Raw genomic sequence first — 23,109 nt, 5'->3', positions numbered from 1 at the left:
GCCGAGGAGATATGAAATGATCAATGGTGAAAAGAAGACTGAACGGCCGTTGCGCTGGGGTATGGTCGGTGGCGGCCGTACCGGACAAGTGGGCTACAAACACCGCACCGGCGCACTGCGTGACGGCACCTATCGGTTGGTGGCCGGCGCATTTGACCTCGAAGCCGCTCGGGGCCGTGACTTTGGCGTCAACCTGGGCGTAGAGGCGGACCGGTGCTACGCTGACTACAAGGAACTGATAGCGAATGAAACGGCACGCGAAGATGGCGTCGAGGTCGTTTCAATCGCGACCCCGAACTTCACGCACTACGAAATCACCAAGGCTTGCCTCGAAGCCGGCATCCACGTCATTTGCGAAAAGCCGTTGTTCTTTACGGTCGCTGAATGCGAGCAAATCGAGAAGCTGGCCAACGAGAGAGGCTTGATCGTTGGCGTGACCTACGGCTTCACGGGACATCCGCTGGTGCATCAGATGGCGGCGATGGTCGCCAAGGGCATGCTGGGCGACATCCGCATCGTCGACCTTCAATATACGCATGGCTTCAATGCGGGTGACGACGTCGGCGCACCGGAAGCCGTGAAGTGGCGGACCAATCCCAGGACGGCCGGCCCGACCTTTGTTCTCGGCGATATCGGAACGCATCTCTACTATCTTTCCGAAGTCGTGCTGCCGGATCTCAAGGTCGAGAAGCTACTTTGCGATCGCAAGGCCTTCATCCCAAGCCGGGCACCGCTGGAAGATCATGCGACGGTTCTGATGCACTACGACAATGGTGCACGCGGACGTCTTTGGGTGTCATCCGTCAATGCCGGCAACATGGGGTCGCAACGTTACCGGTTCGTCGGTTCCAAGGCCTCGATCGAATGGTCCGACTCACATCCTGACCAGCTGCTCTATGACATTCAGGGTGAGCCCAACCGCATCCTGCATCACGGCATGCCCTATCTCGAAGCTGAGAGCCTCGCAGCCGACCGTATGGGCGCCTTGCATACGGAGGGTCTCGGGGACAGCTGGTCGAACATCTATCTCTGGATCGCTCAGGCCATCGACGCGAAGAACCGCGGCGACGAGGCTTTCCTGAAGGCCCATCGCTACCCGGGCATCAAGGCCGGAACCGAAGGCGTGCGCTGGCTGGAAAATTGCGTCCGCTCGGCGGATGCCGGCGCCGCCTGGGTCGACTTCAAATAGTTCCACCTCGGGGGCGCGTCGCACTTCCTCCCGGACGCGTCCCCAATTTTCTTGAACACTCGAAGGCCAGAAATCATGAAACTTTCTATATGCACCGACGTGATGGGCGACCTGTCCTTTACAGACATGCTCGACAAATGCGTAAAGCTTGGCGTTGAAGGCATCGAAATGACCGGCGGCGGCTGGTCTCGCGCGCCCCATTTCCGCGCCGACGAGCTGCTCGCCGACGAGGGCCTGCTCAAGTCCAAGCTGAAGGAAATCGAGGCACGCGGCCTTGAGATTGCCGCGCTGAATTGCTCGGCGAATCCGCTGGACCCCGGCGATATGGGTAAGCGTCACCGCAAGGAGATGGAGCAGACGATCCGACTTGCTGGTGAGATCGGCGTCAAGACCATCGTCACAATGTCCGGCCTGCCGGAAGCCGCTCCTGGCGACATGGTTCCGAACTGGCTGGTTTATACTAAGAGCTGGCCCGATGAGATGCCAGAGCGCGATCGCTACCAGTGGGAAGACCGTGCCTTTCCGCTCTGGCACGACCTTGTGAAGCTCGCCAAGGAAGTCGGCGTGGAAAAGTACGCCCTGGAGAATTTCTCGGCGATGCTCGTCTGGAATCCGGAGACGCTGTTCCGTCTGCGCAACGAGGTCGGCCCTACCGTCGGCATGAATCTCGATCCCAGCCATCTCTTCTGGAAGGGCGCCGACCCGATCGTCTCGGCGCGCGCGCTCGGAAGCGCGATCCATCATTGCCACGGCAAGGACACGCGCATCGAGCGCGGGCTTGCCGACGTCAACGGCCTCTTGGAACTCAAGGATGTCACGGACGTGGCCAACCGCACGTGGAACTATGTCGCCGTCGGAGCCGGACATGATCTGCAATGGTGGAAGGAATTCTTCTCCGTTGTTCGCATGGTTGGCTACAACGGGTGGGTAAGCCTCGAAATGGAAGATTTCACCATGTCGACGGACGCCGGCATCCAATCGTCCATCGACGCGCTTCAGGCCACGATCAGCCGATGACAGGACCGTACAAGTTCATCGTCACGATCGAGCTTGCTCCGGGGACGCGGGATGAAATTCTCGCCCGCGCCCCGGCGGCACAATCAGCGACGAGAGCTGAGAACGGTTGTCTTTCCTTTGACTGCTTTACCTGCACGGACAATCCGAACCGGCTGGTCTTTATCGAGTGCTGGAGAGATGAGCAGGCTTATGCGGAACACCTGCTAAGGGAGCATACGCAGCGCTTCCTCGAGTCTTACGAACCATTCCACCGTTCATTTACCTTCGAGACAATCATGGCGAACACCTGATGCGCAATTCTATCACTATAACAACTGCGCCCTGCTGCTGGGGGGTCGATGATGTCAATAATCCGCATCTTCCTGCCTGGGAAAAGGTGCTCGACGAGGCGAAGGCGGCCGGTTTCGGCGGGTTGGAGCTCGGACCCTACGGTTACTTGCCGTTGGATCTCGGGCAGGTTTCCAAAGCGCTCGACAAACGCGCCTTAAAGATCGTCGCCGGTACAATTTTCGACGACCTTGTCGCCCCGTCGAACCGAGACAATCTTCTGCGCCAGACGGACGAGATCTGCGCGCTGATCACCCAGTTACCGAAGCCTGAAACGCATTCGGGTCAACGCTATGCGGCGCCCTATCTCACCGTGATGGATTGGGGGCATGATGAGCGCGACTATGCGGCGGGCCATTCTGATCGGGCACCCCGTCTTGGCGAAGGCGCATGGCAGGGCATGATCGACAATATCCGTGCCGTCGCGACGCTCGCGCGCGACAAATACGGCGTGCGTGCAACCATCCATCCTCATGCGGGTGGATATATTGAGTTCGCCGATGAGCTACGGCGAGTTGTAGACGACATCCCTGCCGATCTCGCAGGACTCTGCCTGGACACCGGCCATATGGCCTATTCCGACATGGATCCTGTCACCACGCTTCGGCACTACTGGGATCGCGTCGATTACATCCATTTCAAGGACATCGACACCAAGGTCTATGCGGAGGTTATGAAAGAACACATCCGCTTCTTCGATGCCTGTGCCAAGGGCGTCATGTGCCCGATAGGTCGCGGATCGATCGACTACCAGTCCGTCCGCGCGCTTCTGACCGAACTCGGTTACGGCGGCTACATCACCATCGAACAAGAGCGCGATCCGCGCAATATGGCCAGCATTCTCGATGATCTGGCAGCCAGCCGGGAGTTCCTGGCGCGCGCCGGATTCTGAGGAGGGAGATCCGAAATGAAACCACTCGACGTTATTACGATTGGCCGTTCCTCTGTCGATCTTTACGGTCTTCAGGTGGGTGGCCGATTGGAAGATATGGGCTCGTTCAATAAATACATCGGCGGCTCCCCCACGAACATTGCCTGCGGAGCAGCCAGGCTCGGCCTGAAATCCGGATTGATCACGCGTGTCGGCGACGAGCACATGGGTCGCTTCATCCGTGAACAATTGGTACGTGAAGGTGTGGATGTTACTGGCGTCGTCAACGATCCGGAGCGTTTGACCGCACTCGTCTTGCTCGGCATACGCGACGAAGACACGTTCCCACTGATCTTCTACCGCGAAAATTGCGCGGACATGGCGCTTCGCGAGACCGACATCCGGCAGGACTACATAGCCTCGGCACGCGCTGTCGTCGTAACAGGTACGCATTTGTCAAATCCTCGCACCGAGGCTGCTGTTCTCAAGGCGCTCGGCTTCGCGCGAGATAGCGGTGCCAAGACCGCGCTCGATATCGACTACCGGCCTAATCTGTGGGGCGTGGCCGGTCATGGTGACGGTGAAAGTCGTTTTGTCGCCAGCCGTGAGGTCACCGAAAAACTTCAGTCGACATTGCATTTCTTCGATTTGATTGTTGGTACCGAAGAGGAATTCCATATCGCGGGTGGGGCGACCGACACTGTCGCGGCCCTGAGGGCAGTCCGTGCGGTGGCGTCTGCCACACTTGTCCTGAAGCGAGGCGCCAAAGGGGCTGTCGCTTTTGAGGGCGACATCCCTGACAGTCTGGACGATGGCATCTCGGGGGAAGGTTTCCCGATCGAGGTTTTCAACGTCCTCGGTGCGGGCGATGGATTCTTCTCCGGCCTATTGAAGGGCTGGCTCGATGGGGAAGGTTGGTCGACTTCGCTCAAATACGCCAATGCATGCGGCGCGTTTGCTGTCTCGCGGCACGGCTGCACACCCGCCTATCCGTCATTGACGGAGCTGGAGTTTTTCCTGCAACGAGGTATCCAGCGAGCAGATCTGCGCAACGATACGACCGTCGAGCAAATCCATTGGTCCACCAATCGCCATCGCAATCACGGGGAAGACTGGCGGGACTACCGGGTATTCGCCTTCGACCATCGAATCCAGCTCGAGCAAATCCCAGGCTACACATTGGAACGAGGCGGCGCCTTCAAGGAACTCTGCCTTCAGGCAGCGCTTCAAGTCCAGGCTGGCCGGCCCGGCTATGGCATCCTTTGCGATAACCGCATCGGCAAAAAGGCCCTGCACGCGGCCTCGGGAAGCGGCCTTTGGATTGGGCGGCCCTGTGAATGGCCTGGGTCCCGCCCACTGACGCTGGAGCCCGAGCTCGGCAGCGATTATGGCGGCTTAAGCGAATGGGCACGCGACAATGTTGTGAAGGTATTGTGCTTCTGCCATCCTGATGACGATGCCCAGACGCGCGCCGACCAGGAAGCAACCGTCAATCGATTGTTCGAGGCCTCACGGCGCAACAATCTGGAGTTCCTGCTGGAAATTATCCCGTCAAAGGTCGGGCCGGTCAACGACGAGACGACCGCTATACTCATCCAGCAGTTCTACGACATCGGCGTTTTCCCTGACTGGTGGAAACTGGAACCGATGAAAACGTCTGCGGCATGGTCAAATACGATAGCCGCAATCGAACAGAATGACCGATACACCCGCGGAATTGTCGTGCTTGGCCTTGATGCTCCAGAGGCGGAGCTCGTTGCGAGTTTTGAGGTGGCGGCGAGTTTCGAGCTTGTGCGTGGATTTGCCGTCGGGCGAACCATCTTTGGCGATGTCGCGCGCGCCTGGATGAAGGACGAGATCGAAGACGCGGCCGCCGTCGAGGAGATGGCGAAGCGTTATGGGCGCCTGGCGTCGATCTGGGATAAGGCGCGGTTAGCCGCGCGGGAGAAGGCAGCATGACAAAGACAATCAAGCTTACGGCAGCACAGGCGCTCGTAAAGTGGCTTTCGGTGCAGATGACAGAAGACGGCGAGCGCTTCATTGAAGGCGTTTGGGCAATCTTCGGCCACGGAAACGTGGCAGGTCTCGGCGAAGCCCTGCATGGCATTGGGGATGCCCTGCCGACATGGCGTGGCCAGAACGAGCAGACAATGGCGCATGCTGCCATCGCTTACGCCAAGACCAAGCGGCGAAAGCGCGCCCATGCTGTGACCTCGTCCATCGGACCGGGAGCCACCAACCTGGTGACGGCGGCCGCGCTTGCGCATGTCAACCGTCTGCCGGTGTTGTTCATTCCCGGTGATGTCTTTGCAAATCGCCGGCCGGACCCTGTCCTCCAGCAGATCGAGGACTTCGACGACGGCACGATCAGCGCTAACGATGCCTTCAAGCCCGTCGTCAGATATTTCGATCGTATTGCTCGACCGGAACACCTTCTGACTGCGCTTCCACGGGCGCTTTCTGTCATGACCGATCCTGCAAACTGCGGCCCCGTCTGCCTCGCGTTCTGCCAAGATGTGCAGGCGGATGCATTCGACTATCCGGAAAGCTTCTTCGAGCCGAAGGTCTGGCGCATCCGCCGTCCCGAGCCCGATCCGCGCGAGGTTGAGGACGTCGCAACCTTGATCCGTGCCGCCAAGAACCCGGTGATCATCTCTGGTGGCGGCGTTCTTTATTCGGATGCAGACGATACGCTGGCGGCCTTCTCGAGACAGCACAATATTCCTTTCGTCGAAACGCAAGCGGGGAAGGGCGGTAACGCCTGGACCGATGAGTTCAACTTCGGATCTCCGGGGGTTACCGGCTCGGAATGCGCCAACCGTCTATGCGAAAACGCGGATCTCGTGATTGGTGTTGGCACGCGCTTTCAGGATTTCACCACCGGATCCTGGGCGCTTTTCAAGAACAACGGACGAAAGCTCATCTCGATCAACCTTCACGGTTACGATGCGACGAAGCACGGTGCAGCGCCTGTCGTCGGTGATGCGCGCGTCACGCTGGAGAAACTCTCTGCTCTTCTTGGCGATCACAGAGCGCGGGAGTTCGACGCCGGCTCTCGCAGCCGTTGGCATGAATCTGTCAAGACCGTCACGGCGGCGCCCGCGGCCGGTGGAACGAACCATCTTCCAACCGATGCGCAGGTGATCGGCGCCGTCCAAAGGGTTGCTACCGACGAAACCGTGGTCATGTGCGCTGCCGGCACGATGCCTGGTGCCCTGCAGGTTCTCTGGCAGTCCGCGAAGGGCGGCTACCATATGGAATACGGCTATTCCTGCATGGGCTACGAGGTGGCCGGCGCCATGGGTATCAAGCTGGCTGCTCCGAACAAGGAGGTTATCTGCTTCGTTGGCGACGGTTCCTACATGATGGCGAATTCGGAACTGGCCACGGCCGTCATGCGTCGTGTCCCATTCACGGTGGTCCTGACCGACAATCGTGGTTACGGCTGCATCAATCGCCTACAGATCGAGTGCGGTGGAGCCGAATTCAACAACATGTACAAGGACAGCAATATCGAAGACATGCCTGAGCTGGACTTCGTCGGCCATGCCCGCTCGATGGGTGCCCACGCAGAAAAGGCAGCAGACATTGCCGACCTCGAGAGGAAAATCGCCGAAGCGCGTTCGCGTACGAAACCGACAGTGATTGTGATCGATACAGATGCCGTTCCTGGCACAGGGGCGGGTGGTCACTGGTGGGATGTCGCGGTGCCCCAGGCCGGCGGTCCCGAACGCCTTGAGCGTGCGCGTGAGCACTATAACCAGAATGCGCGCGATCAGCGGACGTTCAACTAAGGAGCACCGGCATGGTTGACCTTCTGCGAAAGCCATTCGGCACCCATGGCAAGGTCCACGAGATCACGCCGCAGTCCGCAGGTTGGCGATACGTCGGTTTCTCGCTCTATCGTCTGCGACAGGGCGAGGTAGCGGACGGTAAGACGGCAGACCGGGAGGTCATCCTGGTAATGGTTGAAGGGAAAGCCAAGCTATCCGCGGCGGGGCAGGATTGGGGTCTCCTCGGCGACCGCATGAACGTCTTCGAGAAGACGCCGCCGCATTGCCTTTATGTGCCGAACGGCAATGAGTGGAAGGCCGCGGCTGAGACCGATTGTATCATCGCCATATGTTCAGCACCTGGCATAGGCGGCCACTCCGCGCGCCGGATCGGTCCGGACGGAATCTCGCTGACTGCGCGCGGCAAGGGCACGAATACCCGCCACATAAACAACATCGCCATGGAGAACGAGGACTATTGCGACAGCCTCCTCGTGACGGAAGTCTTCACGCCAGCCGGGCACTGGTCGTCCTATCCAAGCCACCGCCACGATGAGGACGACTTTCCGCGGATCACCTATCTCGAAGAGACCTACTATCACCGCCTCAACCCCGCGTCCGGGTTCGGAATACAGCGCGTTTACACCGATGACGGCCGGCTCGACGAGACGATGGCGGTCAAGGACGGCGACGTCGTCCTCGTTCCGCGCGGCCATCATCCTTGCGGCGCGCCCTACGGCTTCGAAATGTATTATCTCAACGTTATGGCCGGACCGCTGCGCAAATGGCGCTTCGTTCCCGCTCCAGAGGTCGAGTGGATCATGGAGCGCGATGCGAAGTGATCAAAAGAGCGCTCAATCAGAAAACTGCACCGCACCTGTCTTATGAAGCGTTCCTTGACTTGGCCAAGACGCTTGGTTGTGTGGGTGTGGAACCTCGCAACGATCTTGGTCGAGGCCTCTTCGACGGGATTTCTCCTCGTGAAGCCGGAGCTATGGCCCGGGAGAGAGGCCTGAGGCTTTTGGGGCTCAGCGAGGTCTATCCCTTCAACGATTGGTCGGCGGAAAGAGCGCATGCCATAGAAGCGCTTATCGATGCCGCCGCCGAAAGCGGTGCGGAGACCTTCAGCTTGATCCCGCGTGTCGACGGAAAATACACTGAAGACGGTGCGCGGCAAAAAGTTCTGTGCAGAGTCATGCGCGAGATTCTCCCGATGCTCGACGGCCATAACCTGTTGGCTCTGATCGAGCCGATTGGCTTTGCATCCTCGTCACTAAAGGAAAAGGTGGAACTCGTTGAAGCCATTGAAGCTGTGGGCGGGCTAACGAAGTTCAAGCTCGTGCACGACACCTTCCAGCATGTAATCGCTGGTGGCGGACGGATTTATCCTGAATATACCGCGACGGTTCACATTTCGGGAATATCCGATCCGCAGCGCAAACTAGACGAGACGCTTGACGCGCACCGCATCCTTGTTGATCGCGGCGACCGCTGCGGAACCCTCGATCAGATCTCCGCCTTTCTGGAGGCAGGGTATCAGGGGCCATTTTCATTCGAATGCACCAGTCCGAGGGTTCAAGAGAGCGCAACCCTCGAAGACGACATACGGCGATCGTTCGAATTTATCGAGGCCTCCTTCGCTTCCACCTAGAGGAAATCGCCGGATACCTGACTAGCTCCATAGGGCGTTCGGCCGATGAAGTTGCTCTGCTGCTGGACGCTGCCCATGATGCGATCGTCCAGTGGCGTGCCACAGGGCGACCGCTACCAGATAGTATCGAAATATCAGCATAAGCGCCCTCGACACCGGGCTCGATATCCCGCGCAAAACTTGGCGACTCTTGTTGCCACCATGCTCATTAGACGTGTAAGCGGTGCGCCGCTCGCACCTTGTCAGTAAATATTGGACTCGAAAATACGCAGCCTTGAAGGGCATGGAAATTACCAACAGACGACCGCACGACTCAGGTAAATTGCCTGAACGAATGTCATACGCGAGGCTGCTCTGGGCCAAGGTTACAACAGTGGAAGTGGACGATTTAGCACCACGTCCTTATTACGAGCGTCGATGCAAGACGCTGGACGCCTGGCATGCCCGACAGTCGGTCGTCGTAGAGCTTTTGGAACGTTACCAGGTCATAGGTTACAACGTGGAGCATGTAATCTGGCTCTCCAAACAGCCTTTGGGCTTGAACAACCTCCGGTATCAGACGCGTAGCAGCCTCAAACGCCAAAACAGTCTCTCGGTCCCCAGCCCGGAGAGTTGCGAAGACGATAGCTGAGAAGTTCAGACCGACGGCGACGGTATCCACTTGCACCCTGTAGCCTCGGATAACGACGCGTCGGCCGATCTCGTAGTCGCAACCGGCTTCGCGACCGAAGCTTTGGTTTTGGAGATGGGTTGCTGACGGACATGGGAACGGGGAGCCGGGCAATGGAAAGTCTGCGCCTAAATGACCCATTGCTCAGGAAAGCGGTTCGCCAACTGCTGGATACCGAATATAAACGCGCCACAGTAATTCTGCTGAAAAGCAGGCGCGCGTTGAAACTCCTAGCCGCCCGTTTATCGCAAAACCTCGAACTCAGCGCGGAAGAAGTCCGCGAGGCCTGCGTGCAGGTCTCAGGTCCAAAAACGAGCCGCAATTGTAGACGGAGTACTAAGCATGAAGATTTGGGTCATCTCCGACCTGCATCTCGAGTTCGGAGCCCGCTTCGCACAACCGGCTGATCTCGACGCCGATGTGCTGGTTTGTCCCGGCGACTTACTGACGCGCGGCGTTGTCCCGAGCATCGAATGGCTGGCCCATAATATCGATCCTTCGCTTCCAATTGTCTTTGTCGCCGGCAATCACGAGTTTTACGGAGCTTCGATCCACGAAGGTCTCAGGGATGCTCGCGAAGTCGCCAGCCGCCATCCCAACCTTCACTTTCTCGAAAATGACGCGGTCGATATCTCGGGCGTTCGGTTCATCGGCGGCACCTTGTGGACCGACTTCCGTATCCTCGGCGGCGATCCGCAAATTGCAATGACGGCAGCCCAGTCCGGCATGAACGATTTTCGAAAGGTCAAGTTCGCGAAGGTCCCATTCCAAAGATTCAAGCCGATCCACGCCTACCGGAAACATATGGAAACGCGAGCGTTTCTCGCGTCCGAAATGGAGAGTGCGCGGATAGGAAAGACCGTGGTCGTCACGCATCATGCTCCATCGGCGCTCTCTATCTCACCGGAGTTTCGGAACGACCCGCTCTCTCCCTGCTATGCGTCTGATCTCGAGAAGCTCATTGTTGGCGTGGAGCCGGCGCTGTGGATTCATGGTCATGTCCATCACCGGAACGACTATGCCATCGGACGCTGCCAGGTCGTCTCGAACCCGCGAGGATATCCGGGCGAGGGGACGAACTTCGATCCGGCCTTCACTTTGGAGATTTAAGGCTTGGTGCTTTATCGCGACATTCATGACAGATTTGGTATTATTATCCTTTTCCAAGGTTCGCATGGCGGCGATAAGGACGGGAGACGTCCGCTCAGCGGCCGCATCGAGCTTTTTCAGACGTCCTAAATGAACCGTTCCCATGCGCTTTATGATCCGGCTTAGCGCTCGTGCCGGCGGCAGTCAGCCAGCGTCCGGGTCCCAACGTCTTCCATCAGGTGCACTAAGTCGGGCTTTACAGCGAAGCCAGAGCCAATGCCGCCTTAAAATAATCCGCCATAAAAGCAGGCCCCAAAGCGTTGAAAACTCCCGATTTCGCGAGTTGCGGAAGAACCAGGGTTCTCGTTGCGGATACTATCGGTCCGTCTGGGAAAAGTTGGAGTTCGTTTTACATCTGCTCAGTTTCGGATCGCGTCAGAAAAGTTCCAAAGAGTGCGGTTTCGGCTTTGTAGCTGAGTGAGTGCGTGACCAACATTCTATGCTTGGCATGGGTTCGCGGGCAGGGACGGTCAATCAGAGGTGTTGCGCATCGCATTTCGCCCCGTTTGTTGCTTTTCATCGTAGATTGAATCGCAACAGGAGCGATGATGTTGCGAAGCCCTATGCGATCTTGTGCTGCGTCTGAACGATCCCGGAGAACGAGCCCGCGCAACGCATTCTCACGGCAGCTCTCGGCCGTCGGTCATATGGATGTGGAGGCACGCGCAATGACGTAAGTGACGGCTTGGTCCAGTGACACTGCCAAGGTGTCAAGGATATCGCACCCACTCGCTTTCGCCTCTCGTCTCAGATAATTCGCCCAGCTGCGCAATCGTGGTCTTGCCCGACCCAGAAGCTCCAATCAAAATAGCGACAGGCATGGTGCGTCCTTCTCCTTCCTGATGCCACGAGAGCAATCCAGCGACGACCTACATCACATCATCAGGCTGCGAATTCGCCGGAATTGGCGCAAAGCGTCCCCTAAGCGACCGTTCCAATTCGTCCTCATGCCAAGGATCAGGATACGGCACTTCCCAAACCATGCGCCGCAACGCTCGGGGGCTTAGTCCGCTGTATCCCAGCTGCTCAAGCCGTAAGATAAGTAAACATGCGTCCGTCTGAATGACCAAACGTGCCGAAGTGTTCACTTGATGTAAAACCACCAGCATTGCCGCGTAGGTCTTAAATCCAAATGAGGCAGCCACCGCTTCATCGGCATGCGATGACCTAATATTCGCGTATCGCGTTCGCAAAGCCTTTTTAAGCGCTGCAACATTGGAAAGAGTAAACTTTACTGGCTGGTGGAACATCAGACGATCCGTTGTCCTGGCCGAAGTCTGCCGATTACACTTCGACCTCTATGGACAGGGTCGTCGTCGATTGAGAATTCGCCTTTCAACCCGGCAGCAGGTTCGGATAGGCATCCAGAACAGCAGCATAATGGCCGTTCCATTGGCGATCAAGAACAGTCTGAACTTGGCAAGGGATTGGTATTTGACTGTGGATTTTCCGTCAAAATCCGAAGTGAAGAGCGGTATTTCTCGCCAAGCTCGTCGGCGCTGCGGCAACTATTTCGTTGATCAGATCGCGGTCACCGACAAGCACGACGGTCTCAATGCCACGAGTGATCGCCGTGTAGAGCATCGTTCTGTCCAAAAGCCTGGACCGAACGACGGGAATGATCACCCTCCGGAAGGCCGGTCCCTGAAGCGCGGGACACCAGATGGCGCAACGCTGGCCATGCCTGTGAGTGTCGGCGGTATCGATGATGAACTGAGATTGATTGGCATAGAGACCCGCCATCAGTGGACGGATGCAACCTTCCATACCCATGCCAAAAAGCAACAGCGATAACCGCTCGTTACCGAGGAAATCCACAACGGCGTAAACGGCGGTTTAAATCGAAAAAACAACACTCACAAAACCGCTCGGGTGTTCCATAACAAAGCTTACGCGACTTTCATCTGTAGCGGCTATTTAGTAATGCGACATATAGGCCAGTTAGAGATGCGACGGTCGTCGCCTCTTGGGATGCTGGCCGAACGTCAGCGTTGGGGAGCAAGATTAGCGACTTGCATCGTGGCCAAGGCCCTTTGTGTTGGGAGTCGTCATGTCTTGTTTGATCGTCATGTCGCAGAAGGAATTGCATCGCCTTGAACTCATCCAGCGGATTCGCGGTGGCAGCCTGAGTGTCGTCGAGGCGGCCGAGTTGCTTCGTCTTAGCCGCAGTCAGGTCCACCGGCTGTTGCAGGCCTATGACCTGGCCGGCGCTGACGGACTGGTCTCGAAGAAGCGCGGCGGTCCGAGCAACCGGCGTCACAGCGAGGACTTCCGCAACCTGGTGCTCGACTTGGTGCGTGAGCATTACGTGGATTTCGGACCAACCTTGGCCGCCGGGAAGCCGGCCGGTGATGTGGAGATGGTATCGGCCGGGTTCGAATCCGACTGGAGGCGATCATATGATCGCCGGCAAGGATGACGGCGAACGAGTGGTTCATCTGGCCACCCTCGATGAAAGGGTTCGGCGCAAATTCTTGGCCGCCAACTTATGGGAAACAGTTTTCCGATAAATCAATCGTCCTGGGATGGACCGCTGGATGATGTCCCTCCGGCATCTGGAGAGGGCTAATGCACGAAGACAAGATCCGCCAGGCTCTCATCGAGCTTCTGTATCGCAACTCCTATGGCGTGGTCATCTCCAACATCGTCATTTCCGGCGCTGCGGTGTACGTCCTTCGCAATGCCGTATCGGCGAGTTGGCTGGTCGGATGGGTTGGCGCGCTCTATCTGCTGATCGTCTTGCGTGTGCTCGCCTCCCGCCGTTTTTTCAGCCGCCCAAGGGATTCCCGGTCCATCATGCGATGGGCCTGGCTCGCTGCAGCATTCACCTGGGCGTCCGGCCTGCTGTGGGGCACGCTCGGCTGGGTCGGCTTCCTTCCGGATGCGCCCATTGTTCTTTCGTTCACGGTTATCGTGCTGACCGGCCTCGTCTGCGGCACGGTTCCGTCTCTGTCGGCCTTTCCGCCCGCGCTCATCGGCTCAATTCTTGTGACGGTCTTGCCGATCGCCGTCCGCTGCATTCTGACGGACAGCGATATTTCCGGCGCTTTCCTGTTCCTGCTCGCCTCCCTTGTGGCAATCAACTTCTACTACTGCCGCATCACCTACCGGATGTTGCGTGAAACCGTCAGCCTGAGGCTGGAAAACGAGAGTCTCGTCGGTCACCTGCAAGAGGAACGTGATCGGGCACAGGCAGCAGACCGCGCCAAGACGCGATTTCTGGCAGCCGCCAGCCACGACCTGCGCCAGCCGATCCATGCGTTGAGCCTGCTTGTTTCCACACTTGCAATATTGGGGCAGCGTGGAAACGTCGCCTCAGCCGATGCTCGCGATCTGGCAACGAGGGCGAAATCCGCCGTCAGCAATCTCGGCGGACTGCTGAATGCGCTGCTCGATATCTCCCGACTTGACGCCGGCATCGTGACGATCGCGAACGAGACAGTGTCGTTGCGCGACCTCTTTCGCGATCTTCGCGACGAGTTCGCCGCAGAAGCAAACCAGCGCGGCCTTGACTGGCGGATCGTCAACAGCGACTTGCTGATCGACAGCGACCCGATGATGCTCCGACGGATCCTCAACAACCTGTTGTCGAACGCGTTTCGCTACACCAATGCGGGCGGTGTCCTCCTTGGCTGCCGCAGGCGCGGCAATTCGGTCGAAATCCAGGTCCTGGACACGGGCTCCGGCATTCCTGCCGATCAGCAAGCGATGGTTTTCGAGGAATTCATGCAGTTGCAGAATCCGGCAAGGGACCGCACACAGGGTCTGGGCTTGGGCCTTGCCATCGTTCGGCGCACGGCCGAGCTGCTGCAACATCCCTTAAGATTGGTGTCCGTGCCCGGGCGCGGCTCGATGTTCTCGATCACAGTTCCGAGGGCTCGCTCGGTAGGATCTCCCCTGCAACCCGGCCGGCCATCTCCCGCGGCCGGCATCACGGCCGGTATCATACTGGTGGAGGACGAGAAGGAGGTGGCCGACGCCATGGTTCGGCTTCTGACCCTGGAGGGGCATCGCATCTATGCCGGCCGGTCTGCCGAGGAAGTGCTGAGAGTCCATTCCGAAGCCCTGGTGGCCGGCAGCGCGCCGGTCGATCTTATCGTTGCCGATTACCGCCTGGAGCATGGCGCCACAGGTCTGGACGCGATCCAGACCCTTTGCGACCACATCGGCCGCCGCGTTCCGGCCATCATCGTTACCGGCGACACCTCGCCATCGCGCCTCAAGGAGGTTAGCGCCAGTCGCGCGCGCATTCTGCACAAGCCCATCACCGGAGAGGAGCTGCGCGATGCGATCCATGCCGCCTTGGAGGACTTCGAGCCGGAACCCCGCGGATAACCAGGGTATTGAGCGCACCAGGCGTCGGCAGCAATGTTGCCAGAGTCTCGTTGGCGCGGCTGGGCCGGCTCGCCACAGCGGGTTCAAAATAGCGACGGCGGGGGACCGGGAATACTAGCGCCGGCAAGTCTTCCCGCTTGATCGAGGGGTCGGGCCAACCTCGCGGCACCCGGCACCCTCACCCACCCGGTCTGACCAGCGACCGCGCGTAATCGCCAAGAACCGCACCGCGCCGATGTTTTCGACCGTGCGGATGGAGGCTGTCTGACGGCCACAAGCAAGCGGCAAAAAGACCGGCAAGGCTCTCGCCGCTTTTTCCACGCTCAGGGTACATGGCGGGTTTGGGAGATCACGCCCGCGTGTCACTCCGGGAGCCCCGCCTTGCGGTAGCCATCGACGAAATGCGCAAGCGTCGCAGCGTCGCGGAATGGCTCGGTCGTCGCCCAGTGGTGGATTGTGAAACTCGGATTGCCAACCAGGAAGAGTTCGACCTCTGTGCGTGCCTCGTCGAGCCGGCCCAGCTGAGCAAGGCTTGCCGCCAGGAAACGGCGCGAGCTTGTACGGTACGTCTCGTCCCTGCGCAGCGTCTCGACAGCGGCTTCGTACTCGCCGGCCGCGTATTGGGCCTGGCCGAGCGTCAGATAGTACCAACTCGCCGGAAACGGGTTCAGCCGGAACGCCTTGCGAATGTGCTCAAGACCCTCCTCCACCCGTCCGGCCAGGACCGCGACATCGGAGAGTGCCGCCCAACTGTCGGCCTCGTTCGGGTCGAGTTTGATCGCCGTGGCGAATTCCTGGTCCGCCTCGGCGAAGCTGCGCTCATAGGCAAGCAGGTAAGCCAAGACCCAGCGGCTGCCGGCATCGTTGGGATCGAGCGCGACGGCTTTGCGCGCCATTTCCAACGCTATGCTACGGCTAGATTCGGTTGGTCCGCCCGAATGCACCCACCCCATCCAGTGATTCATGGCAAGCCAGCGATAGGCCTCGGCATAATCAGGATCGAGCGAAACTGCGCGCGTGAGCATCAGATGCGCTTCCTGCGCCGACTGCGGCGTGTCATCCATCAGCTTACGCGCCCGCACGCAGAGATCGTAAGCCTCGATATTGTTGGGTCGGTTCCGCGACGGCGGTGCGCGCAGCCGGCCGAGCAAGGCTTCCACGATCTTGCCGGTGACCTCGTCCTGAACGGCAAAGATATCTTTCAGGCTGCGATCGAAGCGTTCCGCCCATAGGTGTTCGCCACTCACCGCATCGACCAGCTGGGCGTTGATGCGCACATGCTCGCCGGCGCGACGAGCGCTGCCCTCCAGCAGGTAACGCACGCCAAGATCCTCAGCGATCCCGCGCACGTCCATCGCCCTCCCCTTGTAGGCAAAGGCCGAATTGCGTGCGATGACAAAAAGGCCGGAGATCCTGGACAGGTCAGTGATCAGATCTTCGGTCAACCCATCCGCGAAGGATTCCTGTTCGGGGTCGTTGCTGATATTCACGAAGGGCAGCACGGCTATCGATGGTTTGCCGGGCAGCGGCAAAGGTTTTCGCATCGCGCCGCTCAGCTGCTCGATGGCCCTGGTGAAGCGGTAGCCGACGCGCGGAACCGTCGAGATCCATTCACCGCCGTCGGCGGCGGGACCAAGCAGCTTGCGCAGCTGCGCGATCTGGACGGTGAGATTGCCTTCCTCGACAGCCGTGCCTGGCCACGCCGCATCCATCAACTCGGTTTTTCCAAGAATTTCGCCGGGTCGTCCGACGAGTGCTGCAAGCAACTTTAACCCGCGGTGGCCAACGGCAACGGGATCACCGTTCCGAAGCAGCGTTCCCGCATCCGGATCAAGCACGAACGGACCAAAGGCAAAGCGCGATCCCTGCATGCGGCGCATCTATAGTCCGTTTGGAAATTTTTGAGAACTATTTGTGAGGCCTTAATTACGACGCCGTTCGTATCCGGCAGACTCCATCCTCTTTCAGGTCGAGGGCCGCTGGCCGCTCAAACCATATGGAGGTTGCCATGAACGATATTCCCACCTCTGCGTCGACCCCGCTTCAGGCAGCGTGGCCGGCAATGCCCGTGGAACCGGCGGAAGTGTCGCGCCGACACTACAGCCTGGGGACCTTGCGAAGCATCATCGCTACCTGGGGTGAGCGGATACGCTTTCGCTGGGAACTTGAGCAAAAGTTGAAGGACGATCCTCATTTGATCGATGACATCGGTCTGACGAGACAGCAGTTCGAGGCAGAGATCGCCAAGTCCTTCTGGCAAGTATCAAATCCCTTATAAGGCGAATGCTTCATGATTACCGAATGCACGACAATATCGCGCGAGGATCGGATCCCATGGGCCGCGATGGCGGGCATCATCGCGACCGTCACGGTGTTCGCCGTGGCACAGGGGCTAACCTATCCGCTGCTCAGCTTCATCCTGGAGCGGCAGGGAATGACATCAGGCGTGATCGGCCTGTCGGCGGCGATGACGCCGCTCGGTTTCATTGTATCCGCGCCTTTCATTCCCGCGTTTACCCGGCGGGTGGGCGCGCCGCGGCTTGCGATCCTGTGTTCGATGCTGGCCGCGCTCACCCTGATCGCGATTGGCTTGACGCAAGAAGTATGGACTTGGATGCCACTGCGCTTCCTGCTCGGCTTTTTCGCCAATCCGCTCTACGTGATCAGCGAAACCTGGCTGCTCTCGATCACGCCCGCGCCACGCAGGGGCCGCATCATGGGCCTCTATTCATCGATCGTTTCGGCTGGCTTCGCCATCGGCCCTCTGTCGCTCGGGCTGGTTGGCACGCAGGGCTGGCCGCCCTTCATGATCGGCATCGTCGCCTTCCTTCTCTGCGGTCTGATTGTGCTTGCGGTCGTGCCGCGCCTGCCGGACATGCCGCATGAGGGTGAGGCAACATCGGTCGGCGGCTTCTTCGCTCTGGCACCGCTCCTATTGTTCGCGGTTTTCACTGCCGCTGCTTTCGAGCAGACCCTGCTTTCCCTGTTCGCGGTCTATGGGGCCGCACTCGGCAGTGCCGAAGAGCGCATTGCTTCGATCATTACCTGCTTCATCGCAGGCAATGCCGTGTTGCAGATTCTGCTCGGGCGCGTCGCAGAGCAATTTGGCTCGAGACGGACGATGCTGGTCTGTGCTGTGGTATCGCTGGCCGGCTGCCTGTTGCTGCCGTGGTTCTTCAACTCGTGGCTCATCTGGCCGCTCGTTTTCGTCTGCGGCGGGGTCTCGTTCGGGATCTACACCATGTCGCTGATCCAGCTCGGCGAGCGTTTCGCCGGTCAAGCCTTGATCGCCGGCAACGCTGCCTTCGCGATCCTATGGGGTACCGGCGGCATCGTGGGCTCGCCCGTCACAGGACTGGCGATGCAACTGATCGGACATCAGGGATTGCCATTGTCCCTTGGCCTGCTGTGCTGTGTCCTGGCCTTTCTCCTGATGGCGGAGAGACGACGGGGTTGATCCGGGCACTTGCCTCATGCCGCGTCGATGACGATAAGCCGGGTTCCACCAATAGGGAGTCAGCATGATCGCCGCCTGGCATATCCCATTGACATATCCACGGCCAACAACCTATATGGGGATATACTTAAGCCATATCCCAAGAGGTGATCGATGGACCAGGGCTCCGTATTTCAAAGCAATCGCAGCCAGGCGATCCGTCTACCGAAGGCCGTGGCGCTACCCGACGATGTCAAGAGAGTCGATGTCGTGGCGGTCGGAAGGACTCGAATAATAACCCCGGCCGGGGAAGCTTGGGACAGTTGGTTCAACGGCGAACGGGCGAGCGCCGACTTCATGGCGGATCGTGACCAGCCCGAGCAGCAAGAGCGCGAGACGTTCTGATGCTCAAATACATGCTCGATACCAACATCTGCATCTTCACGATCAAGAATCGTCCAGAGCCTGTTCGCGAGGCTTTCAACCGCCACCAGGGGCAGCTCTGCATCAGTTCGATCACTCTTATGGAACTGATTTTCGGCGCTGAAAAATCGGCAATGCCGGAGCGAAATCTCAACGTCGTTGAAGGATTTGCGGCGAGGCTCGACGTTCTGAACTTTGATCGCTTGGCGGCAGCACACACTGGCCAACTCCGGGCCGAGCTGGCCAGGACCGGCAAGCCAATCGGACCTTACGATCAAATGATTGCTGGCCATGCCCGCTCACAGGGACTGATCCTGGTCAGCAACAATGGACGGGAATCGGAAAGAGTGCCTGGCTTGCGTCTTGAGGACTGGGCGACCACCTGACAATGGAAGGCATGCCCGATTGCCAGGGGCGCGAAAGCCTGGCCGGAGGAAGGAACAAACTTGCAAGATAAGCGTTCTGCGGCGAAACGGAGGCAACGCAGATGCAAGGTATCAATTGGGATCACCCCGTCAGGGTCGGTCCAGAAGGTGAGCGGTGTATCAACGGGCCAGAGGATGCGCTGCAGTATCTAAGTGAATGGCCGCAAGGCGGATGGTTCTACGAACGGGCCAGAAATCGCTGCCACGCCGCGCTCGAGCGCGGGGAGAGCCTTGGGCTGTCGCGCAAGGCCTTCATTGGCGCGGCCATCGAATGTTCATTCCCGATTGCGGAGGACGAGATTTCCTCGTGAGTTGCCGGAAAGCAACCTGATTTCACGATCGGGGCGGTTCTCCACAGCCCGTGAATTTCGCGCGAAATTACAAGTTCCTAAGCTTGTTCGCATCTGTGGATAACCAGTGCATCACTTGAGGGTTGCTTCGCCTGCTCCACCGCCGTTTTTCCAGTGGCATGAAATCCATCCAGGGTGCACAAGCTCCGGCGTCCCGGGGCGGTTAGTGTAGCAACTATCAAAGAGGCCGCGCCCTGCTGCCGCAGGCGCGGCCTCCACGCCTTTCAGGTCGACATTTTGCGGAACTGTCGAGGTTTGGCTCGGCGACGCCAACTTTCACATCAACGACGTGAATCGGTTCGCCCCGACCGATTCAAAACTCTCATTGGACGCGGATTCTCCGACGCGCGATGCTGCGTTCATGACCCAGCAGTGCTCCAACCTCTACTTTCAACGGATAGATCCCAGCCGAAACATGGCGCGCTACTATGCGCTTTCGATACAGCCGACGCTCTTTGGCGAAATCTCCCTTATCCGCGCCTGGGGGCGCATCGGTACGCTCGGCCAGGAGATGAGCCATCACTTCGCATCCGAGGCCGATGCCATTGCGCTCCTTCTCCAAATCGCCCGCAGAAAGAGGGCGAAAGGCTATGTTGCCAAGGCAATCTGTGGAAAATCACCCGAGGAGGCGGGTGTTGTTGCGCAAGACCGATGACATTGGCGCCATTCGGGCAAAGTATCCTTTCGTCAAAAACGAGGAGGAACAACTTTTGACCACCACAACTGAAATCGCAGAAAAGATCGCCGGCGAGCATGGCCTGACGAAGGCTCAAAGCAAAGCCGTCGTTGAATCCGTGCTTGCAGCCATCTCCGCCGCTTCGGTCTCCGGCAACGAAACCTCCCTGCCTGGCTTCGGCAAGTTCAAGGTCAAGGCCACGCCTGAGCGTGAAGCCCGCAATCCGGCAACCGGAGCGACCATCAAGGTCGCGGCAGCAAGGAAGGTGTCCTTCGTACCGGCAAAGGCTCTGAAGGACGCACTCAACAAGTAACGTCGCAGCTTTTGGCCCCGCCTGCTGGCGGGGCCACTGAACCCGCTTAGGCTCTGCGTCCAGGCAGCAGCAGAACCCAATGCCATGGGGCTTCTCAGCCGCACGCGTTTAAGCGCCACCGCCGCTGCGCACCATCGTCAAACGCAGTGAAGACGTCCACCCGGACCGCCCTACCCGTCGAACCGGCCGTTCGAGATGTCCTCGGCCGACGTCACGGAAACCGCGACGCTGACGCCCTTGATAACCGTGCCTCCGGCCCTTTGGAGATCAACGACGGTCTGAAGGGCGCCTTTGACCGGCACGGTCATCGGCGCGACGGTCCCTGCCTCCAGGTCAACAATGTAAAGTCCCTCTTCGCCAGCGAAACCTAAGATCGCAACTTTTGCCATGCACATTCCCCCGCTCGGTTTTATGTCTAGAAGCCTGCCTTCTTGAGACCTTCACGATAGATGTCTTTGTGCCATTTTTCCTTAATCGGTACGATCGACAGCCAGTTTTCGACATCAAAGTCGGGATGGGTTTCTCGTGCTCTGGTAACGAACACATGTGCTTTGTCGCGGTGGCCGAGCATGGCCCAGCTCGCAGCCGCCAACCGGTCGGCGAGGCTGCCATCTGCCATTCTATCGATGTAGCCAATCGCCGCCTCGAAACGGCCGAGACCGTAGCAGGCGCCCGCCGCCGTCCACAGGTAGGAATCCGGGCTTATGGGATTGAGTTCGATGGCGCGCTCGATGGTCCGACACGCGATATCCAGACGCGAACAGTGGGCCAAGGCGTCGGCATGGTCGGCAATGATATCCGCGTAGTGTGGGCTTAGCGTCTCGGCCAGTTGCAAAGTCTCGACGCTTTCGTCGAGAGCACCCTGCAGCAGCTTTGCCACCCCAAGCTCGCGGTAACCATCCGCCATGTCGCTGCTTGTCTCAATGGCCTGCAAGGCATAGGTCTCAGCCGACTTGAGCAAATCCGCCTCGCCTCGCGCCGCCAGAAGCCACTCCTCCGAATAGGTTCGTGCAAGCGAGCTGAGCGCCGGCGCGAAGTTGGGGCTTTCCTGCAATACCGCTTTCATCTCCTTTCGGGCACGGCGCAGGTTGGGCAGCGTCAAGCGGTCGAAGAACTGCCGTCCGAGCAGATAGCGGTGATACGTGGCCGGGTTCCGATCGAAATTGGAGCGCGTGATCCTGTGGCGCTCGATTTCGCTCGCGACCGAAAGTGCCAGGCGCCCGGATATGTCACGCCTGTTTTGCGCGAAGCGCGCGCCATCAAGGCTGAGCCGCTCCGCCCAGACAATCTCGCTCGTGGGAAGAAACACGAGCTGTGTGAACAAGGAAAGCGCCTCGTCCACCCCGCTCAACCGTGTCTCGAGCACATAGGTCAGGCCATGATGCTCAAGCATCGCGAGCTGGTCTTCAGTTTTGCGGCTTATCTGCAGGGCGGAGTAAGGTGCCAGTACCTGAACGCTATTCAGCACACAGAAGCCAATGGTGATGTCCTCCAGAAGCGAGGCCACGATCATCGCTGCGGCGGGTTCGCGGCTGTAGTTGCTGGGCGGGAGCAACGCCAGGCGCGGCAGGCTAGGCCTTGAATGTTCCGTCAGTTCAGCGGGATTGATTATCTCGACATTTGCCGCCCGCGCCGCGATCTTGGCTGGCGGGAACGATTGTTTCTCCTTCATCCAGGATGCGAGCATCTCGTTACGCCGTTCAAACGTGCGCCTGAGATGCTCAACCTCTCCCTGCACATCGTAGGCCTGCAGCAGAAATTTGGGTGCGATCTGGTCGTTTGAGCCCGTGAGAAAGACGAGCAGCGCGGCCTGTTGGACGACGGCACGCTGGTCAGCTGTGTTGGCCAGAGATGCCATCAGCCGCATGGCATGATCGAGCGCTATCAGCTGACGCTCTCGCTGCTGCGCTAGCCAGTGGTCAAACAATGAATTTTGAAGGTCGATTTTATGCAGAAAAGCCGATCGAAGTCGATCAACAAGCACCTTGAGTTCATCGAAAGAGCCTTCAGGCTCGGCCATCCCAAACAACGAAACATCGCAGGTGATCAAGGATGACTTGAGCTCGATCCCATGGTTCGAAAAAACAAGAAAATGCACATTGAGCTCGGATTGACGACCTCTGATCCGCGAGATCAACCTGCGAAGATTGGTGAAAGCGACTGATGGCGTTCCCCTGCCCCAAAGCAGCTCCGCAACCTCCATTCTCGTGGCGGTCCGACGGCCTGTGGAAAAAAGGTAGGCGAGGATCACAAGCGCCTTTGCGGGGAACGGGATGGCGTGCCCATGCTCATCGAGCAACTCCAGACCGCCAAATGTCCGCAGGCGGAAGATCGTGGACTGTGGGTCACCGCCTGAATCCAATCGCTCGACCTCTATCAGATTTCCACACGATCCTAAGTTGAAGTAGGGGGAAAATCATGCCGAAGTCAACTTACAGTATCAGAGTGCAACGGCGAACTCTCAATGTCTCAAAGCTTCGCACATTTGTCCCAATCAATAGTGC

At 58.8% G+C, this 23,109-nt stretch carries 22 protein-coding genes and 1 pseudogene; 19 read left to right on the top strand and 4 right to left on the bottom strand.

Going from position 1 to position 23,109, the window contains the following annotated elements; translation table 11 throughout:
- Window positions 1-16: 16 nt before the first annotated feature.
- From BKP54_RS16785 to BKP54_RS16740, 9 genes are all read left to right on the top strand, one after another.
- Window positions 17-1,189 carry a Gfo/Idh/MocA family oxidoreductase gene (locus BKP54_RS16785; RefSeq protein WP_025431351.1) on the top strand — a complete coding sequence of 391 codons (1,173 nt, stop codon included), beginning with the start codon at window positions 17-19 and terminating at the stop codon, window positions 1,187-1,189.
- A 75-nt stretch (window positions 1,190-1,264) separates the two neighbouring features.
- The gene (locus tag BKP54_RS16780) at window positions 1,265-2,206 is read left to right on the top strand and encodes a sugar phosphate isomerase/epimerase (RefSeq protein ID WP_025431352.1); all 942 of its coding nucleotides are present in this window, start codon (window positions 1,265-1,267) and stop codon (window positions 2,204-2,206) included.
- The gene (locus tag BKP54_RS16775; RefSeq protein WP_025431353.1) at window positions 2,203-2,496 is read left to right on the top strand and encodes a putative quinol monooxygenase; all 294 of its coding nucleotides are present in this window, start codon (window positions 2,203-2,205) and stop codon (window positions 2,494-2,496) included. The genes BKP54_RS16780 and BKP54_RS16775 overlap by 4 nt, the downstream gene beginning before the upstream one ends.
- Window positions 2,496-3,425, top strand: a complete 930-nt coding sequence (locus tag BKP54_RS16770; RefSeq protein ID WP_084814585.1) for a TIM barrel protein — start codon at window positions 2,496-2,498, stop codon at window positions 3,423-3,425. The genes BKP54_RS16775 and BKP54_RS16770 overlap by 1 nt, the downstream gene beginning before the upstream one ends.
- Window positions 3,426-3,440: 15 nt before the next feature.
- The gene (gene iolC, locus BKP54_RS16765) at window positions 3,441-5,363 is read left to right on the top strand and encodes a 5-dehydro-2-deoxygluconokinase (protein ID WP_025431355.1); all 1,923 of its coding nucleotides are present in this window, start codon (window positions 3,441-3,443) and stop codon (window positions 5,361-5,363) included.
- Window positions 5,360-7,198: a 3D-(3,5/4)-trihydroxycyclohexane-1,2-dione acylhydrolase (decyclizing) gene (gene iolD, locus BKP54_RS16760; RefSeq protein WP_084814584.1), complete on the top strand. Its 1,839-nt coding sequence runs from the start codon at window positions 5,360-5,362 to the stop codon at window positions 7,196-7,198. Before iolC ends, iolD begins: the two co-directional genes overlap by 4 nt.
- Window positions 7,199-7,209: 11 nt before the next feature.
- Entirely contained in the window at window positions 7,210-8,019 is an 810-nt protein-coding gene (gene iolB, locus BKP54_RS16755) for a 5-deoxy-glucuronate isomerase (RefSeq protein ID WP_025431357.1), read from the top strand.
- A complete protein-coding gene (locus BKP54_RS16750; protein ID WP_025431358.1) occupies window positions 8,016-8,828 on the top strand; it encodes a TIM barrel protein in 813 nt (270 codons plus the stop codon). The genes iolB and BKP54_RS16750 overlap by 4 nt, the downstream gene beginning before the upstream one ends.
- A 1,012-nt stretch (window positions 8,829-9,840) precedes the next feature.
- The gene (locus BKP54_RS16740; RefSeq protein WP_025431359.1) at window positions 9,841-10,608 is read left to right on the top strand and encodes a metallophosphoesterase; all 768 of its coding nucleotides are present in this window, start codon (window positions 9,841-9,843) and stop codon (window positions 10,606-10,608) included.
- Between the two features lie 908 nt (window positions 10,609-11,516).
- On the opposite strand, the gene BKP54_RS16735 is transcribed toward BKP54_RS16740, so the two are convergent.
- Complete coding sequence (locus BKP54_RS16735) at window positions 11,517-11,897, bottom strand: hypothetical protein (protein WP_084814583.1); 381 nt, start codon at window positions 11,895-11,897, stop codon at window positions 11,517-11,519.
- Between the two features lie 130 nt (window positions 11,898-12,027).
- On the opposite strand from BKP54_RS16735, the gene BKP54_RS35850 reads away from it, so the two are divergent.
- The 3 genes and pseudogenes from BKP54_RS35850 to BKP54_RS16720 all read left to right on the top strand — a co-directional run bounded on the left by BKP54_RS35850 (window position 12,028) and on the right by BKP54_RS16720 (window position 14,982).
- Window positions 12,028-12,441, top strand: a complete 414-nt coding sequence (locus BKP54_RS35850) for a hypothetical protein (protein ID WP_158071700.1) — start codon at window positions 12,028-12,030, stop codon at window positions 12,439-12,441.
- Window positions 12,442-12,697: 256 nt separating this feature from the next.
- Window positions 12,698-12,979 (top strand): annotated as a pseudogene (locus tag BKP54_RS16725) (helix-turn-helix domain-containing protein); the annotation flags it as partial.
- A 236-nt stretch (window positions 12,980-13,215) separates the two neighbouring features.
- A complete protein-coding gene (locus BKP54_RS16720) occupies window positions 13,216-14,982 on the top strand; it encodes an ATP-binding protein (protein WP_084814582.1) in 1,767 nt (588 codons plus the stop codon).
- Window positions 14,983-15,344: 362 nt separating this feature from the next.
- Here the strand turns inward: BKP54_RS16720 and BKP54_RS16715 are convergent, their stop codons facing one another.
- Window positions 15,345-16,853 carry a winged helix-turn-helix domain-containing tetratricopeptide repeat protein gene (locus BKP54_RS16715; RefSeq protein ID WP_025431363.1) on the bottom strand — a complete coding sequence of 503 codons (1,509 nt, stop codon included), beginning with the start codon at window positions 16,851-16,853 and terminating at the stop codon, window positions 15,345-15,347.
- A gap of 191 nt (window positions 16,854-17,044) precedes the next feature.
- On the opposite strand from BKP54_RS16715, the gene BKP54_RS16710 reads away from it, so the two are divergent.
- From BKP54_RS16710 to BKP54_RS16680, 7 genes are all read left to right on the top strand, one after another.
- Entirely contained in the window at window positions 17,045-17,260 is a 216-nt protein-coding gene (locus BKP54_RS16710) for a DUF1127 domain-containing protein (RefSeq protein ID WP_041693189.1), read from the top strand.
- A 12-nt stretch (window positions 17,261-17,272) separates the two neighbouring features.
- Window positions 17,273-18,439 carry an MFS transporter gene (locus BKP54_RS16705; RefSeq protein ID WP_084814581.1) on the top strand — a complete coding sequence of 389 codons (1,167 nt, stop codon included), beginning with the start codon at window positions 17,273-17,275 and terminating at the stop codon, window positions 18,437-18,439.
- A gap of 153 nt (window positions 18,440-18,592) precedes the next feature.
- The gene (gene vapB, locus BKP54_RS16700; RefSeq protein WP_025431366.1) at window positions 18,593-18,823 is read left to right on the top strand and encodes a type II toxin-antitoxin system VapB family antitoxin; all 231 of its coding nucleotides are present in this window, start codon (window positions 18,593-18,595) and stop codon (window positions 18,821-18,823) included.
- On the top strand, window positions 18,823-19,227 hold the full coding sequence (gene vapC, locus BKP54_RS16695) for a tRNA(fMet)-specific endonuclease VapC (protein ID WP_025431367.1): 405 nt from the start codon (window positions 18,823-18,825) through the stop codon (window positions 19,225-19,227). Before vapB ends, vapC begins: the two co-directional genes overlap by 1 nt.
- A gap of 101 nt (window positions 19,228-19,328) precedes the next feature.
- On the top strand, window positions 19,329-19,577 hold the full coding sequence (locus BKP54_RS16690) for a DUF982 domain-containing protein (RefSeq protein WP_025431368.1): 249 nt from the start codon (window positions 19,329-19,331) through the stop codon (window positions 19,575-19,577).
- A gap of 400 nt (window positions 19,578-19,977) precedes the next feature.
- A complete protein-coding gene (locus BKP54_RS16685; RefSeq protein ID WP_025431369.1) occupies window positions 19,978-20,271 on the top strand; it encodes a WGR domain-containing protein in 294 nt (97 codons plus the stop codon).
- A gap of 55 nt (window positions 20,272-20,326) precedes the next feature.
- Window positions 20,327-20,605, top strand: coding sequence for an HU family DNA-binding protein (locus BKP54_RS16680; RefSeq protein WP_025431370.1), 279 nt, complete (start codon window positions 20,327-20,329; stop codon window positions 20,603-20,605).
- A 170-nt stretch (window positions 20,606-20,775) separates the two neighbouring features.
- On the opposite strand, the gene BKP54_RS16675 is transcribed toward BKP54_RS16680, so the two are convergent.
- Both BKP54_RS16675 and BKP54_RS16670 read right to left on the bottom strand, forming a co-directional pair.
- On the bottom strand, window positions 20,776-20,994 hold the full coding sequence (locus tag BKP54_RS16675; protein ID WP_025431371.1) for a hypothetical protein: 219 nt from the start codon (window positions 20,992-20,994) through the stop codon (window positions 20,776-20,778).
- 26 nt (window positions 20,995-21,020) lie between these two features.
- Window positions 21,021-22,967: a hypothetical protein gene (locus BKP54_RS16670; protein ID WP_025431372.1), complete on the bottom strand. Its 1,947-nt coding sequence runs from the start codon at window positions 22,965-22,967 to the stop codon at window positions 21,021-21,023.
- Between the last annotated feature and the right edge of the window lie 142 nt (window positions 22,968-23,109).

Source organism: Ensifer sp. 1H6 (assembly GCF_001976035.1).
Classification (GTDB): domain Bacteria; phylum Pseudomonadota; class Alphaproteobacteria; order Rhizobiales; family Rhizobiaceae; genus Ensifer; species Ensifer canadensis.
This window is presented reverse-complemented; position numbering and strand designations above follow the sequence as displayed.